The sequence below is a fragment of the Mycolicibacter kumamotonensis genome, from assembly GCF_002086285.1.
Lineage (GTDB): Bacteria > Actinomycetota > Actinomycetes > Mycobacteriales > Mycobacteriaceae > Mycobacterium > Mycobacterium kumamotonense.
On the sequence record NZ_MVHU01000058.1, the window covers coordinates 1 to 17758 of the forward strand.

The 17758-nt window shown below is 67.5% G+C and carries 14 protein-coding genes and 1 pseudogene; 9 read left to right on the forward strand and 6 right to left on the reverse strand.

Annotated features, from left to right (window positions below; all coding sequences use genetic code 11):
* Positions 1-346: 346 nt before the first annotated feature.
* From BST28_RS21930 to BST28_RS21945, 4 genes are all read right to left on the reverse strand, one after another.
* On the reverse strand, positions 347-2728 hold the full coding sequence (locus tag BST28_RS21930) for a hypothetical protein (protein ID WP_083083064.1): 2382 nt from the start codon (positions 2726-2728) through the stop codon (positions 347-349).
* 49 nt (positions 2729-2777) lie between these two features.
* A complete protein-coding gene (locus tag BST28_RS21935) occupies positions 2778-5102 on the reverse strand; it encodes an autotransporter outer membrane beta-barrel domain-containing protein (RefSeq protein WP_083083066.1) in 2325 nt (774 codons plus the stop codon).
* A gap of 696 nt (positions 5103-5798) precedes the next feature.
* Positions 5799-7679 (reverse strand): fatty acyl-AMP ligase, encoded by a 1881-nt coding sequence (locus BST28_RS21940; protein ID WP_234808376.1) that lies wholly within the window; start codon positions 7677-7679, stop codon positions 5799-5801.
* Positions 7680-7747: 68 nt separating this feature from the next.
* Positions 7748-8944, reverse strand: a complete 1197-nt coding sequence (locus tag BST28_RS21945; protein WP_083083069.1) for a cysteine desulfurase-like protein — start codon at positions 8942-8944, stop codon at positions 7748-7750.
* A 128-nt stretch (positions 8945-9072) separates the two neighbouring features.
* Here BST28_RS21945 and BST28_RS21950 point away from each other — a divergent pair, with 128 nt between their 5' ends.
* Genes BST28_RS21950 through wzm form a run of 5 tightly spaced genes read left to right on the forward strand, consistent with a single transcriptional unit; the run spans position 9073 to position 14097 of the window.
* Entirely contained in the window at positions 9073-11019 is a 1947-nt protein-coding gene (locus BST28_RS21950; RefSeq protein WP_420093456.1) for a DUF6541 family protein, read from the forward strand.
* Entirely contained in the window at positions 10961-11536 is a 576-nt protein-coding gene (locus BST28_RS21955) for a bacterial proteasome activator family protein (RefSeq protein WP_109560770.1), read from the forward strand. The genes BST28_RS21950 and BST28_RS21955 overlap by 59 nt, the downstream gene beginning before the upstream one ends.
* A 19-nt stretch (positions 11537-11555) precedes the next feature.
* Positions 11556-12365, forward strand: a complete 810-nt coding sequence (gene wzt / locus BST28_RS21960) for a galactan export ABC transporter ATP-binding subunit Wzt/RfbE (RefSeq protein WP_083083075.1) — start codon at positions 11556-11558, stop codon at positions 12363-12365.
* Positions 12362-13270 carry a galactofuranosyltransferase GlfT1 gene (gene glfT1, locus BST28_RS21965; protein ID WP_083083077.1) on the forward strand — a complete coding sequence of 303 codons (909 nt, stop codon included), beginning with the start codon at positions 12362-12364 and terminating at the stop codon, positions 13268-13270. Before wzt ends, glfT1 begins: the two co-directional genes overlap by 4 nt.
* Positions 13267-14097 carry a galactan export ABC transporter permease subunit Wzm/RfbD gene (wzm, locus tag BST28_RS21970; RefSeq protein ID WP_083083079.1) on the forward strand — a complete coding sequence of 277 codons (831 nt, stop codon included), beginning with the start codon at positions 13267-13269 and terminating at the stop codon, positions 14095-14097. The genes glfT1 and wzm overlap by 4 nt, the downstream gene beginning before the upstream one ends.
* 187 nt (positions 14098-14284) lie before the next feature.
* Here the strand turns inward: wzm and BST28_RS21975 are convergent, their stop codons facing one another.
* Positions 14285-15406: a mandelate racemase/muconate lactonizing enzyme family protein gene (locus tag BST28_RS21975; protein WP_083083081.1), complete on the reverse strand. Its 1122-nt coding sequence runs from the start codon at positions 15404-15406 to the stop codon at positions 14285-14287.
* A gap of 30 nt (positions 15407-15436) precedes the next feature.
* Between BST28_RS21975 and BST28_RS21980 the strand changes: the two genes are divergently transcribed.
* The gene (locus BST28_RS21980) at positions 15437-15853 is read left to right on the forward strand and encodes a GtrA family protein (RefSeq protein WP_083083083.1); all 417 of its coding nucleotides are present in this window, start codon (positions 15437-15439) and stop codon (positions 15851-15853) included.
* 1 nt (position 15854) lies between these two features.
* On the opposite strand, the gene BST28_RS21985 is transcribed toward BST28_RS21980, so the two are convergent.
* The gene (locus tag BST28_RS21985) at positions 15855-16571 is read right to left on the reverse strand and encodes a fatty acid desaturase (RefSeq protein WP_165758131.1); all 717 of its coding nucleotides are present in this window, start codon (positions 16569-16571) and stop codon (positions 15855-15857) included.
* 241 nt (positions 16572-16812) lie between these two features.
* Between BST28_RS21985 and BST28_RS24950 the strand changes: the two are divergent.
* The 3 genes and pseudogenes from BST28_RS24950 to BST28_RS21995 all read left to right on the forward strand — a co-directional run.
* Positions 16813-16890, forward strand: a pseudogene (locus tag BST28_RS24950) (GtrA family protein); the annotation flags it as partial.
* Positions 16870-17214 (forward strand): antitoxin VapB family protein, encoded by a 345-nt coding sequence (locus BST28_RS25395; RefSeq protein WP_526022682.1) that lies wholly within the window; start codon positions 16870-16872, stop codon positions 17212-17214. The pseudogene BST28_RS24950 and the gene BST28_RS25395, both read left to right, overlap by 21 nt.
* The gene (locus BST28_RS21995; protein ID WP_234808377.1) at positions 17141-17551 is read left to right on the forward strand and encodes a type II toxin-antitoxin system VapC family toxin; all 411 of its coding nucleotides are present in this window, start codon (positions 17141-17143) and stop codon (positions 17549-17551) included. The genes BST28_RS25395 and BST28_RS21995 overlap by 74 nt, the downstream gene beginning before the upstream one ends.
* Positions 17552-17758: the final 207 nt, after the last annotated feature.

Consider the following 17758-nt stretch of genomic DNA (forward strand, 5'->3'; position numbering starts at 1 on the left):
CCAACAACGGCTCCCACGACGCCGCATCAAACAACGTCTCCCACGACGAAGCCTGACCCAAATCCCCCAGCGCCCCAACCAAATCCGACCCAAGAAAATCAACAACCCAATCCAACTCATCAGCATGAACCACCGGAGCCACCGACACCGGCGCCACCCCAAACGCCAAAAACGCCCCAACCGCACTACCGGCACCTAGCAGTGGTCGGCCACGCCGACGTGAGAGACCGTTGCCTGAAGTGATACGCCCTACTGCCATTTGGGTTTTCCTATCTGTGCTGGCCCACAGTTGTGCTAGCTCGGTTGTCGTTTAGTTCTCAGAACATCGGCTTGTCGTAGCGCAGGATCAGCCGAAGAAGCCCAACGCTTCGGCGATCTGCTGCGGTATGTTGTTGAACCACTCAGGGAGCAGCCCGTAGAAGTCGGCGTTGACGTCGACCAGACCCAGATCGGACAGACCCAGTCCACTGATCAGGTCGTCGATAGTGGTGGCGCCCAAGCCCAAATCGGTGAGCAGCGAGTTGATCGACACACCGTCCAGACCGAGGTTGGCGATGATGGTGTCCAGGTCGTTGTTGTCCAGACCCAGCCAACCCAGCAGCGTTCCCAGGGTCGGGTCGCCGAGCACACTGGTCATCAGATCGGTGATGAAGCTGTCCAGGTGCACCTCGTCGAGACCGAGGCCGCCCAGCATGCTGCCGATCGACGTCGCACCCAGCAGGTCGTTGATGACCTCGTCGAGGTGCCTGTTGTCCATGCCCAGATCGCTGAGCAGGCCGGCAATCGAGATGCCGCTCAAGCCGATTCGGTCGATGAACATGTCCAGGTCGATGTTGTTCAGGCCGAGGGCGTTGAGCATCGACGCGATGTTGAGGTTGTCCAGGCCCAGCGCGTCGATCAGGTTGGTCAGCCCGACGCTGCCCATGCCCCAGTCCTCGAACAGGGTCAGCAGGCTGGTGTCGCCCAGGCCCATCCCGTCGAGCAGGCTGGCCATGAGCTCGTTGAGGGTCGGGTTGAAGCCCAGGTCGGTGAAGAACTCCTCCAGCGTGACGTTGCCGCTCAGGTTGCCCAGGCCCTCGAACAGCGTCTCCAGCTGGAAGTTCGACAGGCCCATCGCCTGGACCATCTGGGAGACCGTGGCGTCGTAGAGGTGCAGGTTCTGCAGGGTCTCGCCGACGGTGTTGGTGCCCATCAGCGCGTTGAGCGTCGGGTTACCGATCTTCTCGATCAGGCTGGCGTTCTCCGGGGAGAGCTCGGCCAGCGGCGTGTCACCGATACCGGCGATCGACATCAGCTGGGTGAACTTGATGTCGGTCAGCGGGGTGAGCGGATCGATACCGAGGGTGTTCTCCCCGGTCGGGATCGCCGCCAGCACCTGGCCGATGGTCTGGTTGCCGTAGTCGCCGATGAAGTCGCTGAAGGTGGTCCCGGGCGGGAACATCGAGCCCAGCATGTCCATCAGGCCGGTGCTGCCGGTGAAGTCCGGCCCCAGGAAGCCGTTGTTGAGCAGGTCGATCAGCGTGTCGTCGCCCATCTCGCCGAACAGGCTGCCGAGCGCGGTGCCCAGCGTCATGCTGCCCAGGCCCAGCTGCTCGAAGAAGTCGGTCAGCGGGGGGTCGCCCATCGCGTCGGTCAGCAGGCCGCCGACGGTCCAGCTCGGATCGACCAGGCTGGCAAGGGATTCCGTACCCGAAGCGCCGAGCAGGTCCTTGATCAGCCCGCCCACCGTCTGGTTGTCACCACCGACGAGGTCCAGGATCAGCTCGGACAGCGTGGGGTTACCGATGTCGGTCGAGTTGAGCAGGGCGATCAGCAGACTGGCGATCGAGTCGTCCGGGCTGATGCCGCCGAGGTCGGTCAGCAGTTGGGCGATGGTGGGGTTGCCGATGCCGGCCTCGTTGAACAACCCGATCAGCAGGTTGGACAGTGACTCGGTGCCGATGCCGAATTCGTTGAGCACGTCGACCGGTGTCATGTGGCCGAAACCGAACTGGTCGAGCAGGTCGATGATCAGGGTGTCCAGCGGGGTATCGCCGATGCCGGCCTCGCTGAGCAGTCCGGTGAGGGTCTGGTCGCCCATCCCGCTGGCGTCGACGATGGTGCCGATGTCGATGCTGATCCCCAGCGGTTGAGCCGGGGTGAGCAGGCCGTTGAACAGCGGGATGGAAAAGCCCCCGATGTCCAGGCCGTCGTGGCCGTTGAGGAAGGCGTCCAGCAGGATCGCCGGCGCACCGACCAGTGCGGACAGCGCCGCCATCGGGTCGTTGAAGTTGAAGATCTGGCCCATCAGGTCTTGCCAGGCGTTGGCCAGGGCGATCCACGGCCCCATCCCGGCGAGCATCGAGCTCATCCAGGTGGGCAGCTGCACGCTGATGTCGGCCGGGAACGGCAGCAGTTGCGCGTCGATGGTGGGCAGCGGGTTGGTGAAGATGTTGATGACGTCCGGGATGCCGGCCAGTGCCTGCTGCGGGTTGGTGAAGATGTGCTGCAGCAGACCCCACATGTCGACGGAGTTCTGGTTCAGCGCTTGCAGATTGGCGGCGGTGTGGTTGAACAGGTCGGTGTAGGGCGAGAAGAAGTCACCGTCGGCGGTCAGTGCGACGGCGCGCTGCTCGACGACCTGCCGCTGCAGCTGCGGCAGTTGCGACGCCGCCGGCGGCACCGCGACGAGGCCGACGCCGACGATGGCCAGACCGGTGGTGACGTACGGACGAAGCGTGTGCTGCATGATGTCCTCCCGGACCGAAGTTCCCAAGTTGCTCTGTCGCTCAGGTCGTTTAAGCACCGAGCACCGCCGCGATCTGGTTCGGCAGGCCGTCGAAGAAGTAGGCCATCGAACCGAAGAATTCCTCGATCTGGGCGTTGATCACGCTGAGGTCGCCCAGCCCCAGGGACGCCAGCAGCTCGTCGACGGTCTGGGTGCCGAAGTCGCCGAGCAGCGAGCTGACCGTCGACGTCCCGAACAGCGAGTCGATCAGCTCGTTGAGGGTTTGGTCGCCCAAGCCCACATCGATGAGGCCGTCGCTGAGGGTCATGTCGCCGAAGAACTGGTCGAACAGGTCGCTCAGCGACTGGCCGCCGATGCCGAATTCGCTGAGCATGTCGTTGAGGGTCTGACCGCCCAGCGCCTGGGTGATGATGTCGTCGAGGTGCATGCTGCCCAGGCCGCCGTCGTCGAGCGCATTGGCCACGGTCTGGTCGCCGAGGAACTGGTCGAGCAGTTCGCTCAGGTGCATGTTGCCGATGCCCGCGTCGTTGAGCATGTCGACGATGGTCTGGTCGGCCGGGACCAGCTGGTTGATCAGGTCGGCCAGCGTGGTGTTGCCCATGACGCCGAGCAGCTCCGACAGCGGCTGGTCGGGCATGTTCGCCAGCACCAGGTCGGTCAGGGTCATGTCGGCCATGCCGGACTGGTCGAGCATGTCGATCAGCGGCATCGAGAAGTTCTCGCGGATCATGTCGGCCAGCGACATCGTGCCCATGTCGCCGAGCAGCGCGATGAGCGGCGAGTTGAGCATGCCCTGGTCTTCCAGGATCTGGCCGATGGTCTGGCCGCCGAGCGCGGAGATCAACGACGTGTCCCCGCCCTTGTCCAGCGGGGTGCCGCCGGTGGCGGCGATGAAGTCGTTGATCGTGAGGTTCCCGATGACCCCCATGCTCTGCAGGTTGCCGAAGACGGTGCCCAGCGACAGGTTGGTGAGGCCCAACAGGTCGGTGAAGTCCTTGACGGTGACGTCGGCGAAGCCCGCCGCCTCGAGCACGTCGGCCATCGAGGTGTTGCCCGCATCGCCGAGGACCGCGATCGCGATCTCGCCCAGGTCGGCGTTGGCCACGCCGGCCTGACTCAGCAGGTCGAACATGGTCTGGTTGCCCAGGCCCAGGCCGTTGAGCAGTGAGGTGATCACCTCGTGGGAGGTCAGGTCGCCGCCGCCGAGCGCGTCGATGATCGACGCCGGGGTCTGCCCGCCCAGGCCCAGCGCGTCGACCGCGGTGGTGAGCAGTCCGTTCAGGGTCAGCCCGTCGGCCCCGACCGTGGCCAGCAGTCCGCTGACCGTCGGGTCACCGATGCCCAGTGCACTGAGCACGTGGGTGCCGAGGTCGGCCAGCTTGAGGTCGGCCACGCCCAGGTCGTCGGCGAGACCGGTGATCGTCGGGTTGTCGAAGCCCAGCGCGTGGGTCAGGTCGATGACGAGGTCGGAGACCTGGACGTCGCCGATGCCCAACTGGTCCATGATGTCGGTGATGGTCGGGTTGCCGATCCCGACGGCGTCGAGCACGGTCGACAGCACGCTGGAGATCTGCTGGTCGCCGAGCCCCAGGGAGTCGAGCAGGTCGACGGGAGTCTGGTCCCCGAGGCCCAGGGTGTCCATCAGGCCGGTCAGCATGCCCGCGACCGACATCGTGCCGATCCCGGTCTGGTCGAGCAGGCCGGCGACGGTCTGGTCGCCGATCTTCAGACCGTCGACCACATCGCCTGCGGTCAAGTCGATTTCAAGGTTCTGGCCGGGGACCAGGATCCCGTTCCAGGCCGGGATGTGGATGCCCAGGATGTCCAGGGTGTCGGTGCCGTTGAGGTAGGCGTTGAGCAAGACGGCCGGTGCGGTGAAGATCGCCGCGAACGGATCCATCGGATTGGTCGGGTTCCAGATCTGCTCGTTGATCTCGTGCCAGGCGTTGTTGACGGTGACCAACGGGCCGATGATGCCCATGCCGAGGGTCAGCAGCGGCGAGAGCAGCACCATGATCGGGTCGCTGCCGCTGATGGTCGGCATCGGGTTGGTCAGGAAGTCGATCACCTCTGGCAACTTCGACAGCGACGACGGATCGGTGAGGATCTGGGTGATCAGGTTGCCCCAGCCGTTGTCGGACCCCATCGCCACCAGGTTGGCGGCGGTGTTGTTGAAGAGGTCGACGTAGGGCTGGAAGAAGTCCGGGCCGGCGGTGAGCGCGACCGGGCGGTGTTGCACGTCGGGCAGTACCTGGCGGACCTCCGGCTGCGGCTTAAGCACGGCGGTCGGGACGGCCGCATTGACCGCGACGAGCGTGGCGCCCGCGATGACGACGCCGGGGGTGACGTACGGGCGAAGCGCCAGCTGCATCATGCTCTCCTACGGAAACTGATCATGGACGTTGCTGAACGTCACATGAGTTTTTTACTTTGTCGAAGCGAAATTTTTCTCATGAAACGCCGGAACAAAACGGCGGAAAACGCCTCGTATGGCGATACAGGTCCGCCGCAGCGGACGTCTGTATCCCTATCACGCGGATACGACCGTTTGGGCGAAAATCGTTTCTAAGGTTTTTGTTAATGGCTATTCGGAGATGCACGGGGGTCATGGAGGGGTTCCGGGGGCGCGGGAAACCTGATGAACACCGTGCAGTGGCGGGCCGAACATCAGCGCGACGACGTCGCCGTCGGCGCCGGCCCCGCAGGGCCGGTGCGGCGGACCCCAGGCGGGGCCGAAGCGCCGGGCCGGACGCGCCGGCGGTGGTGCCCGCAGCCGGCCGGGTACCGCCCTTGCCGGTGGGGGTCAGACCTACCGAGCCGCTACCCCACGGCCGGTGATCGGCGCGCCGGCGCCGGCGCCGCGGTGTGCCGCCTCAGCAAACTTCCGCGGCGCAGCGCGTAACGGGGACCTCGTTACCCGGCACCGAGCCGGTCCGCACGACGAGCACCCAGCCGAGACGTCCGAACCGACGCGGATTTCGGTGCGCCAGTGGGCTATTCGTGACGAAGGGCGACAAGGTCGTCACGATCCGCGGCTAAATCTTTGTGCCGCAGAGCATTTCGGTACCGCTCAGCCGCGGCCCGGCAAGTCGCCCTGTGAGCCCCTCCGCCGCTGCGCCAATCCGGTGGCCGCGAGCCGCACCAGGCCCGAGATCAGCGCGCTCTTGTCGTCGGGGCCGCTGTTCTGCGGCATCGGCGCCTGCCACTGCGCCAGCGGGGCCAGCTCACCGGCGAGGTACTGCTCCCGGCACGCGCGGCGCTGGATCTTGCCGCTGGTGGTGGTCGGTATCCGCATCGGCTTGAGCAGCACCACGGCCTGCGCGTCGATGCCGTGGTGGGTCCGGATCGCCTCCCGGGCCTTGTCGATCAGCTCGTTCGGATCGATCCCGGCTCCATCGTGGTGGTGGACCTCCTGCACGACGACCAGGTGCTCGGGGGCGTTGCGCTTGGTCGGCAGCTGGAATGCCGCACCGCGTCCGGGCAGCAGCGCCGGGTGGCAGTCCTGCACGGTCATCTCGATGTCGTTGGGGTAATGGCTGCAGCCGCCGATGGTCATCAGGTCCTTGCACCGGCCGGTGACGAACAGCTCGCTGCCACGGAAGAATCCCAGGTCGCCGGTGCGCAGGTACGGGCCCTCCCCAGTATCGGCCAGCCGGGCGTGGAAGGCGTGCTCGGTCTCCTCCGGCCGCCCCCAGTAGCCGGCGCCGACGCTGGGACCCGAAACCCAGATCTCCCCTACCTCGTCGGGCCCGCACCGCAGCCTGGTGTCCGGGTCGACGATGATGACGTCCTGGTCGCCCTGCCGGCTGCCGCAGCCCACCAGCGCCACCGCGGTGTCGGCCGCGGCGTCGTCGCCGACCTCGACGACCCGGTCCTCGCCGAGCGCCGCCCGGTCGATCTGGCGGACCACCGGCACCACCGAGTTCGACACCCCCGAAACGCCCAGCGTCGCCTCGGCCAGGCCGTAGGCCGGCCGCAACGCCTCGGGCCGGAAACCGGCCGGCGCGAACGCCTCGGTGAACGCGCGCAGCGTCGCGGGCCGGATCGGATCGGCGCCGACCACGGCCATCGACCAGTGGGACAGATCGAGCGCCGCGCGTTGTTCCTCGGTGCTGCGCTTGACGCAGGCCTCGTAGGCGAAGTTGGGTGCGGCACTGATCACCGCCCGGTATCGCGACATCGCCTGCAGCCAGCGCATCGGGCGCATCAGAAAGGCGCTCGGCGACATCAGCACGGTGGTACGGCCGCCGTAGAGCGTGCCCAGGATGCCGCCGACGAAGCCCATGTCGTGGTATTGCGGCAGCCAGGACACCCCGCTGACCGGGCTGGAGAACACCGGATCGTCGGACCGGGGATCCCAGGCCTGGCGCATGCCCTCGAGGTTGTGGACGTAGTTGCGGTGCGTGAGCATGCAGCCTTTGGGCACCCCGGTGGAACCCGACGTGTACTGGATCATCGCGATGGTGTCCTCGTCGACGTCCTGCGATACCCAGGTCGCCCCGTCGCCCTCGACTTCGTCCATCGCCAGCCAGCTCACCGGCCCGTCGGTCAGCCCGGCCACCGTGGCCTTCATCTTGGCCTGGGTCTTGGCCGTCGCCAGCGCGAACCGGGCCTGCGTCTGGGGGACGACGGTCTCGACCCGCCGGACCGTCCAGTGCTCGTCGACCGGAACGGCGACGGCGCCGGCGTAGAAACAGCCGAACAGCCCGGCGATGCTGTCCACGCCGGGGCGGCACAGCACCAGCACCCGCTGCCCGACGGCGCCGCGGCGCTGCAGGCTCGATGCGATCGCGCGGGCCCGTTCGTCGAGTTCGCGATAGCTGACCCGGCTCTGTTCCTCATCGCCTTCCGGGCAGAAGATGAACGCGGGCGTGTCCTGGAGGCGGGCGGCCTGCTGCCGCAGCAACTCCACCAGGGTTTCCGGCGCCGTGGGGGTAGCGGATGTCGTCAACTCGGCCAACTTCGGATCTCGGACGGTAATCGCCCACAGCGTAGCGGCGATCGCGACATCGCCCGGGGTTAACCCAGGGAAGCCAGCGCCCGCACCAGCTGGTCGACCTCGGCCGTCGTCGAGTAGTGGCTCAACCCGACCGTGACCGCCCCGCCGATGTCGTTGACGCCGATCACGTCCAGCACCCGTGACCCTGCGTTGGCGATCGCCAACACACCGTTGTCGGCCAAGCGCTGCACCACCCGTTCGGCGGGCACCTTCTGCACCGCGAAGCTGACCACCGGAATGCGCACGTCCGGCTGGCCGATCATCATCACCAGCGGCAGCGACCGCAACGAGCCGACCAGATAGTCGAATAGCCGGTTCAGATACTGCCCGGCCGACTGCATGGAGATCGACAGCCGCTCGGGCCGGTTGCCCCTGGCCGACTCGTCGAGCGAGGCCAGGTATTCGACGCTGGCCACCACCCCGGCCAGCAGGCCGAACTGGTGCAGGCCGACCTCCAGGCGCGCCGGGCCCACCGCGTGCGGGTTCAGCGACACCGACCCGAACGTGTCGATCAGCGCCGGGTCACGGAAGACCAGCGCACCCACCGGGGGGCCGCCCCAGCAAGCCGCGTTGAGGGCCACCACGTCGGCCTCGACGTCGTTGATGTCGATCAGCTGGTAGGGCGCCGCCGCGCAGTGGTCGACGATGGCCACCCCGCCCACCTCGTGGACCAGCTTGGTGACCGGCCGCAGGTCGGTGGCCGTGCCCAGCACGCCCGACGCGGAGGTGACGGCCACCAGCCGGGTCGACGGGGTGATCAGGTTCTCCCACTGCCAACTCGGCAGCTCCCCGGTCTCGATGTCCACCTCGGCCCATTTGAGCTTGGCGCCGTAGCGGTTCGCGGCGCGCACCCAGGGTGCGATGTTGGCCTCGTCGTCGAGCCGGCTGACCACCGTCTCATAACCCAGGCTGACCCGCGACGACGCGGCCTCGGCCAGCGCGTTCAGCAACACCGCCCGGTCGGGGCCCAGCACCACCCCGGCTGGATCACCGCCGACCAGGTCGGCCACCGCCTGGCGCGCCGCGACCAGCACGGCGGCACTGCGTCGGGCGGCCGGGTGCGGACCCGACGCCGTCGCCAGCGAGCCACGGAACGCGGTCGAGACCGTGGTCGCCACGGAATCCGGGATCAACATGCCGGAAGGAGCGTCGAAATGCACCCACCCGTCACCGAGCGTCGGATGCAATCCACGCACCCTGGCGACATCGAAGGCCATGTCAGCCACCTTAGAACTACTCAAGATCGGGTGATGGGTGAAAGTATCGGATCACCGGATAGCTCCCCCGCTGCGCTGAGCCGTGTCACCTTGGCAGACATACTAGTGCAGTGCTTCTGGCGTTCGGAATGGTTGCCGCTCTTGTGCTGCTGGTCCTACCCGGGGCACTCGTCGCCGCCGGTGCACGGCTGAGTTGGCCCCTGGCGGTCACGGTCGGCCCGGCACTGACGTACGGACTGGTGGGCCTGGCCATCGTGCCGTTCGGGGCGGTGGGAATCCCGTGGAACGCCGCCACCGCACTGGCCACACTGGTCGTGGTCGGCGCGCTGGTGGGCGGCCTGGCCCGAGGTGTTCGGAGGTTGCTGGACCGCGGTTCGGCCGTTGTGGTGGCCGCGCCGACGAACGCCGTCGGCCCGATGTTGACGGTGGCCGCCGGGGTGTTGCTGGGCATGCTGCTGATCGGCTGGGCGGCGGTGCGGGGACTGCCGGACTGGCAGAGCATCCCCAGCACCTGGGACGCGGTCTGGCACGCCAACACCGTCCGCTTCATCCTCGACACCGGCCAGGCCTCGCCCACGCACATGGGTGAACTGCGCAACGTCGAAACCCACGCGCCGCTCTATTACCCGTCGGCGTTTCACGCGCTGACCGCGGTGCTGTGTCAGCTGACCGGCGCGGCACCCACCACCGGCTACACCCTGGCCGGCCTGGCCGCCTCGGTGTGGTTGTTCCCGATCAGCGCCGCGCTGCTCACCTGGAATCTGCTGCAGCGGGTCACCACCACCCGGCGCGCTGCGCTGGTGTCCGGCACCGCCGCGGCGCTGTCGGCGTCGTTCACCGCGCTGCCCTATGTCGAGTTCGGCACCGCGGCGATGCCCAACCTGGTGGCCTACGGGCTGGTGGTGCCGACGTTCGCCCTGGTCACCGCGGTGCGCACGCTGCGGGACCGGATCGCCGTGGCGGTGCTGGCGCTGGTCGGGGTGTTCTCGGTGCATCTGACCGGCGGCGTGGTGACGGTGTTGCTGCTGGCGGCCTGGTGGCTGTGCCCCCCGGACGGGGCGTTGTGGAACCCGTTGCGCGGCAAGCGCCGCGACACCCTGGCGCTGGCCACGGTCTTGGTGTCGACCGCGCTGCTGCTGCTGCCGCAGTTGCTGAGCGTGCGCAGGCAGGCCGACATCATCGCCGGGCACTCGTTTCTGACCCATGAGGGCCGCAAGTCCGCGCTGCGCGACGCGCTGCTGCTCTACACCCGCCACCTCAACGACTTTCCGATCCAGTACGCCCTGGTCGGCCTGACCGCCGTCGGCGCGGTACTGCTGGCGGTCCGCAAGGTGTGGTGGCCGCTGGCGCTGTGGGCGGTGCTGGTGGTGGGCGTGGTGCAGTCCTCGGCCCCGCTCGGCGGCCCGGCCGGCGCGGTTGTCGGCCGCTTCACCGACCTGTTCTACAGCGACCCCCGCCGGATCATGGCGGCGATGACGCTGCTGCTGGTCCCGATGGCCGGCGTCGGGCTGGCGTGGCTGGCCGCCCTGGTGCTCACGCCGGTGCCGGGGCGCCTGCGCGACGTGTTGACCGGGGTGCTGGTGACCGCGACGGCGGTGGGGCTGGCCCGGCACTATCTGCCACGGCACGCGTTTCTGTTCGGCGACAAGTACGACTCGGTGATCATCGACGCCCGCGACCTGGAGGCGTTCGCCTACCTTGCCGCGCTGCCCGGCGCCCGTGACACCGTGATCGGCAACGCCAACGTCGACGGCAGCGCCTGGATGTACGCCGTCGCCGGCCTGCGCCCGCTGTGGACGCACTACGACTACCCCCAGCAGCAGGGGCCCGGCCCGCAGCGATTCATCTTCTGGGCCTACGCCGACGACGCCGACACCGATCCGCGGGTGGCGCGGGCCATCCACGCGCTCAACATCCGTTACGTGCTGATCAGCAGCCCCACGGTGCGCGGGTTCACTCTGCCCGACGGGCTAGTGTCACTGGAGAAATCGCGGTCCTGGGCCAAGATCTACGACAATGGCGGGGCGAGTATCTACGAATGGCAGGGAGGCGGGGACGTTGAGCACCGGCAATAACGGCTCAGACGACATTGAGATCATCAGCGGCGGCGACCCTCGGCTGCTTTCGACCGGGGCGCCGAGTGACGCCGAGGGCGACGAGCAGTCGCTGACCGACCTGATCGAGCAGCCCGCGAAGGTGATGCGGATCGGCACCATGATCAAGCAGCTGCTCGAGGAGGTGCGCTCGGCCCCGCTCGACGACGCCAGCCGGGTGCGGTTGCGGGAGGTGCACGCGGCCAGCATCCGCGAGCTCGAGGATGGCCTGGCCCCGGAGCTGCGCGAGGAGCTGGACCGGCTGACGCTGCCGCTGCGCGAGGACGCGGCACCGTCGGACGCCGAACTGCGGATCGCCCAGGCGCAGCTGGTGGGCTGGCTGGAGGGGTTGTTCCACGGCATCCAGACCGCCCTGTTCGCCCAGCAGATGGCCGCTCGCGCGCAGCTGGAGCAGATGCGCCACGGCGCGCTGCCGCCTGGCGCAACCGCGGGCGGGCACAGCGTGCAGGGCCATACCGGTTCCGGTCAATACCTGTAAGCCTGCAAGCGGAATTTCTGTGTCTGACAACGATCCTCGTATCGATACCCGCGACGCTTGGGTGGAGTTTCCCATCTTCGACGCCAAGTCGCGGTCGTTGAAGAAGGCGTTTCTCGGCAAGGCCGGCGGGGCGATCGGACGCAACAACTCCAACGTGGTGGTCGTCGAGGCGCTGCGCGACATCACCATGTCACTGTCGCTCGGGGACCGGGTGGGCCTGGTCGGGCACAACGGCGCCGGCAAATCCACACTGCTGCGGCTGCTTTCGGGCATCTACGAGCCGACCCGGGGTTCGGCGAGTGTGGTCGGCCGGGTGGCGCCGGTATTCGACCTCGGTGTCGGTATGGACCCGGAGATCTCCGGTTACGAGAACATCATCATCCGCGGGCTGTTCCTCGGGCAGACCCGCAAGCAGATGGCCGCCAAGGTCGACGAGATCGCCGAGTTCACCGAGCTGGGCGATTATCTGGCGATGCCACTGCGCACCTACTCCACCGGAATGCGGGTACGGCTGGCGATGGGGGTGGTCACCAGCATCGACCCGGAGATCCTGCTGCTCGATGAGGGCATCGGCGCGGTGGACGCCGAGTTCTTGAAGAAGGCCCAGACCCGGCTGCAGAAGCTGGTGGAGCGTTCCGGAATCCTGGTGTTCGCCAGCCATTCCAACGAGTTTCTGGCCCGGTTATGCAAGACCGCCATGTGGATCGACCACGGCACCGTCAAGATGACCGGCGGAATCGAGGAGGTGGTCGGCGCCTATGAGGGCCCCGACGCCGCCCGGCACGTGCGTGAGGTGCTCGCCGAGACCCAGGCCGGGGACAAGGCGTGACCGAAACCGTTTACGCGGTCGTCGTCACCCACCGGCGGGTCCGCCAGCTGGCCGAGTCGCTCAAGGCGCTGGTGACCCAAAGCCGCCCCCCGGACCATGTGATCGTCGTCGACAACGACAACGATCCTGCGGTGGCGGCTCTGGTGGCCGGGCAGCCGGTGGAATCCACCTACCTCGGATCGCGGCGAAACCTCGGGGGCGCAGGCGGTTTCGCCCTAGGTATGCTGCACGCCCTCGCTGCCGGCGCGGACTGGGTATGGCTGGCCGACGACGACGGCCGCCCGGCCGATTCCGGTGTACTGGCCGCGCTGCTGGCCTGCGCCGCCGAGCATTCGCTGGCCGAGGTGTCGCCCATGGTGTGCAACATCGACGACCCGTCCCGACTGGCGTTCCCGCTGCGGCGCGGGCTGGTGTGGCGGCGCGAGGTCGCCGAATTACGCAGTGACGCAACCCAGGACCTGCTGCCTGGGATCGCGTCGCTGTTCAACGGGGCGCTGTTCACCGCCGACGCCCTGGATGCGGTGGGGGTGCCGGACCTGCGATTGTTCATGCGCGGGGACGAGGTGGAGGTGCACCGGCGGCTGGTGCGCTCCGGTTTGGCGTTCGGGACGTGCCTGAACGCGGCCTACCTGCACCCGTGCGGTTCGGCGGAGTTCAAACCGATCCTGGCCGGCCGGATGCACACCCAGTACCCCGACGACGCGGCCAAACGGTATTTCACCTACCGCAACCGCGGCTATCTGATGGCCCAGCCCGGCATGCGCCGGCTGCTGGTCCAGGAGTGGCTGCGGTTCGGCTGGTTTTTTCTGGTGTCCCGCCACGACCCGGCCGGGTTGATCGAATGGATCCGGCTGCGGCGGCTCGGACGCCGCGAGCAATTCGCCAAACCCAAGGGGCAGCAATGAGTTTCACCGATGTCGCCGCGCAGTCCAAGACTTTCTCGCGGGCGTGGGCCGACCTGGTGGACGGGTTCCGCCGCCACGAGCTGTGGCTGCACCTGGGCTGGCAGGACATCAAGCAGCGTTACCGGCGCAGCGTGCTGGGACCGTTCTGGATCACCATCGGCACCGCGACCACGGCGGTGGCGATGGGCGGGCTGTACTCCAAGCTGTTTCACCTCGACCTGGCGGTGCACCTGCCGTACGTGACGCTGGGCCTGATCGTGTGGAACCTGCTCAACGCCGCCATCCTGGAGGGCGCCGATGTGTTCGTCGCCAACGAGGGCCTGATCAAGCAGCTTCCGACGCCACTGAGCGTGCATGTCTACCGGCTGGTGTGGCGGCAGATGATCCTGTTCGCCCACAACATCGTCATCTACATCCCGATCGCGCTGATCTTTCCGAAACCCTGGTCGTGGGCGGATCTTTCGGTGATCCCGGCACTGGCGCTGATCGCGCTGAACTGCGTGTGGGTGTCACTGTGCTTCGGGATCCTGGCCACCCGCTACCGGGACATCTCACCGCTGTTGTTCTCGGTGGTGCAGCTGCTGTTCTTGATGACGCCGATCATCTGGAACTACGACACCCTGCGTGCCCAGGGCGCGTCGCGCTGGACGGCGGTGGTGGAATTCAACCCGCTGATGCACTACCTGGACCTGGTGCGGCTACCACTGCTGGGCGCGCACCAACCGCTGCGGCACTGGGCTATCGTGCTCGTGCTGACCGTGCTCGGGTGGGCGGTGGCGGCGCTGGTGCTGCGCCAGTATCGGGCTCGGGTGGCGTACTGGGTGTAGCCCGGTTGGTGGGGTTGTCGGCTTGGCCGGGTTGGGCCCCATCCATCACTTTCGTACCGCAGGAGGACCACGTGGATGTTGCCGGATCGGATAGCGCCAGTGATATCAGGTCGATCCACCGACACCGATCCGCCTCCGGACCAGCGTGAAATTGGCGTCACGTTCGACGCTCAGCGTGCGGCTACCTTCACGGCCGTCGAGAGCGGCGGCCGTCGCAGCGGTAGGTGCTGATCACCTCAGGATCCGGGTCAAGCCCCAGGCCAGGCCCGTCCGGCACCGTGATCCGCCCGTTCGTTGGCGCCAGCGCGTCGCCGTAGATCGCGGCCTCCAGGTCGAACCAGCGCCACTCGATCATCGCGTCGGCACCGCCCAGCGCGGCGGCGACCTGGATTGCGGCGAGCAGCCCCGGCCCGTCGTAGAACGAGTGCGTCATCATCCCGACATTGCGCACGGCCGCCAGCGGAAAGACCTTGCGCAGCTCGGTGATACCGCCCATCTTGGCCGGGCTGGGCTGCACGAAGTCCACCGCGCCCGCGGTCAGCAGGCGCTCGAATTCCATGATGGTGCCGACGTTTTCGCCGGAGGCCACCGGCAATCCGGTGCTGCGGCGCAGTTCGGCCAGGCCGTCGAAGTTCTCCGGCGGCCACAGCGGCTCCTCTAAGAACAACAGTCCGAGGTCGTGCAGTTCGGCGGCGACGGCCTGGGCCTGCCCCAGCGTCCAGGCGCAGCCGGCGTCGACGATCAACGCGACCTCGGGCCCGGCTTCGTCGCGGGCGGCGTGCATTGCGGGCAGCGTCGACTCGTGCAGCTTGATCGCAGTGAATCCGGCGTCGAGGACGCGGCGTACCGCGGTGCGGACCCGGTGCGGTTCGGTGTAGCAGGCCAGGCTGGCGTAGCAGCGCATGCCCCGAAGACCGCCCCCCAGCAGCCTCGAGATCGGGACGCCGGCACGCTTGCCGGCGATATCCCACAACGCGATGTCGACCGCCGACAGCGCGTAGGTGATCGCGCCGCCGCGCCCGAAGACGTGCAGCTTGCGTTGCACGTGGTCCATCAGCGCCGCGATGTCGGCAGTGCCGTGGCCGAGACAGAGCGGCGCGACAAGGTCGGCGAGCGCGCGGACGGCCAGCGCGGTGCCGTAAAGCCCGAACGCCTCGCCCCAGCCGACCACGCCGTCGTCGGTGGTCACCTTGACCAGCAACGAGTCCGCGGCGCTCAGCGTCTCACCCCACAACGCGGCCCCGGGCAGGTCGGGCTTGAGCGGAATGCGCAGCGGTATCGCCTCGATTTCGGCGATGACGGCGGGCATGGTCCTCAGCGTAGGACTTAAGCTTCCCGGGTGGCCGAGACCGCTTCGACGAACACGCCCCTGCCGTTGACGACGCAGGTGTGGCGTTTCCTGGTGACCGGGGCGATGTCGGCGGTGGTGGACTTCGGGCTGTACCTGCTGCTGTACCTGGGCTTCGGCGTCACGGTCGACCTGGCCAAGGCGATCAGCTTCATCGCCGGCACCATCACCGCATATCTGATCAACCGGCGCTGGACGTTTCAGTCCTCAGCGCACACCGGCCGGTTCATCGCGGTGATGGCGCTCTACGCACTGACGTTCGCCGTGCAGGTGGGGATCAACCACCTGGTGCTGGACCTGCTCGATTACCAGCGCTGGGCACTCCCGGTGGCCTTCGTGGCCGCGCAGGGCACCGCGACCGTCATCAACTTCATCGTGCAGCGGACGGTGATCTTCCGGGTGCGCTGAGCTACCCCGCCTTCCATTCCCGGTACTCGGCGGGTGTCAGTTCCCGGCCGAAGACGGTGGCGATGGCCGGATCGTGGGCCAGGTAAGCGTCCTCGTTGCCGCGCCAGGCCTGTGCATACCGGTAGAACGGCAACCACGGGTGCAGGTGGTGCACCAGGTGATAGGTCTGGGAGAGCATGACCGGGATCAACACCTGCTCCATGCCGACCCGGTTCCGAGTGGCGCGGTAGCGATTCTCCTGCTGCGTCTGCTCCAGCCCGTGGTGCGGCAACCAATCGAACCACCAGCCCAGGATCACCATCCCGATGCGCTGCGGGATCAGCACGGCGGCCGCGAGGATCCAGAAGTTTTCGGTGGCGATCGCGATGCAGACACCCGCGATACTCACCGAGAACACCACCGCCGTCTCGGCGACCTCAGCCAACGGACGGCGCCGGGAATGCCGCAGCCGCCGCTTGAGCTGGCGGCAGTACCAGACGGCATAGAAGACATCCATCAGCGCCCATCGAAAGGGCAGCTGCCAGGCCGGCCCGTGGGTGGCGAACATGTCCGGGTCGTTCTCGCCGTCGTTGGCGTTGCGGTGGTGCGTGAGGTGGACGTAGCTGAACGACGGCAACGAAAACGTCGGTGCGACAAAGAGCCAAGCCGCCCGACCGACCACCGAGTTCACCCAGCTGGTCGAGGAGAGCGCGTGGTGCAGCGCATCGTGGGCCACCATGAACATCGCATAGACGACTGCGGTGTTGACCGCGACCCTCTAGGTTCGGTTTGAGCGGGATGCGCAACGCAATGGCCTCGACTCGGTCGATGACGGCGGGCATGGTTTTCAGCCTAGGACTTAAGCTTCCCGGGTGAATGAGACCACGCAGAGTCCCGTGCACCTGTCCATACAGGTGTGGCGCTTTCTGGTCACCGGGGCGCTGTCGGCGGTGGTGGACCTGCTGGACTATTAGCGGTGCGCGCTGCCGGTGGCGTTCGTGGCCGCGCAAGGCACCGCGACCCTCATCAACTTCGTGGTGCAGCGGACGCTGATCTTCGGGCGCGCAACTAGCCTGCATGCATCCATACATGGATGTCTGGCCACCAAGACGATCTCAATCGATAGTGAGGCGTACGAGCGGCTCCGCTCGGCCCGCACTTCGCCGGACGAATCATTCTCACGCGTACTCAAACGGACACACTGGAGCACCGAAGGGCGCACCGCTGGCCTCCCTCGCCGCGCTGCCGCCCGCCACGAGAACGTCCTCGCCCGCCTCGATGAGGCCCAGCGCACCGACCTCGCGCCGGATGATCGTGGCACCCCGCGTAGGCGTCGACACAACGTTCCTCATAGACCTGCAGCGGGAGGGGGCAGCAGGTAAGCACGACGGCCCGGCGCACCGGTTTCTGAGCGAATCTCCGGGTACAGAGCTCTTTCTCTCGGCGGTCGCACTGGGTGAATTTGCCGCTGGCTTCAACCGCGTCAACGACCCGATCATTGTCTGGATGCGTGAGTCCCACACCCTCGTACCGGTCGACGACGAGATCGCGTCGACCTATGCGACGGTCAGCAGGGAGTTGCGCCGCCGGAGTGACCTGATCGGCACCAACGACATCTGGATCGGCTGTACCAGCCTGAAACTCGGAATCCCGGTCCTGACCGCTGATGTCTCGGAGTTCCGTCGCATCAACGGACTCGGAGTCGTCTCCTACCGCTAGCGTGTAGCCACTTCCGCCACTTCCGCACCCGCGGGTGACCAAGCGGGTCTTGCCGAATCGGATATCGCCGGCGATATCAGTGGGGGGTGAGCTGAAAGCCGTCGCGGGGGGGGGGGGGGGGGGGGGGGCCGGCGGGGGGGGGGGGGGGGGGGGGGGGGGGGGGGGGGGGGGGGGGGGGGGGGGGGGGGGGGGGGGGGGGGGGGGGGG

What these genes read in the sequence shown, in the direction of transcription:
- BST28_RS21975 (WP_083083081.1), bottom strand. Translation starts at nt 15,406, where the DNA reads ATGCCCGCCGTCATCGCCGAAATCGAGGCGATACCGCTGCGCATTCCG.
- BST28_RS21935 (WP_083083066.1), bottom strand. Translation starts at nt 5,102, where the DNA reads ATGATGCAGCTGGCGCTTCGCCCGTACGTCACCCCCGGCGTCGTCATC.
- wzm (WP_083083079.1), top strand. Translation starts at nt 13,267, where the DNA reads ATGAGTTTCACCGATGTCGCCGCGCAGTCCAAGACTTTCTCGCGGGCG.
- BST28_RS21950 (WP_420093456.1), top strand. Translation starts at nt 9,073, where the DNA reads ATGGTTGCCGCTCTTGTGCTGCTGGTCCTACCCGGGGCACTCGTCGCC.
- BST28_RS21955 (WP_109560770.1), top strand. Translation starts at nt 10,961, where the DNA reads ATGGCGGGGCGAGTATCTACGAATGGCAGGGAGGCGGGGACGTTGAGC.
- BST28_RS21930 (WP_083083064.1), bottom strand. Translation starts at nt 2,728, where the DNA reads ATGCAGCACACGCTTCGTCCGTACGTCACCACCGGTCTGGCCATCGTC.
- BST28_RS21945 (WP_083083069.1), bottom strand. Translation starts at nt 8,944, where the DNA reads ATGGCCTTCGATGTCGCCAGGGTGCGTGGATTGCATCCGACGCTCGGT.
- BST28_RS21985 (WP_165758131.1), bottom strand. Translation starts at nt 16,571, where the DNA reads ATGGTGGCCCACGATGCGCTGCACCACGCGCTCTCCTCGACCAGCTGG.
- BST28_RS21995 (WP_234808377.1), top strand. Translation starts at nt 17,141, where the DNA reads ATGATCGTGGCACCCCGCGTAGGCGTCGACACAACGTTCCTCATAGAC.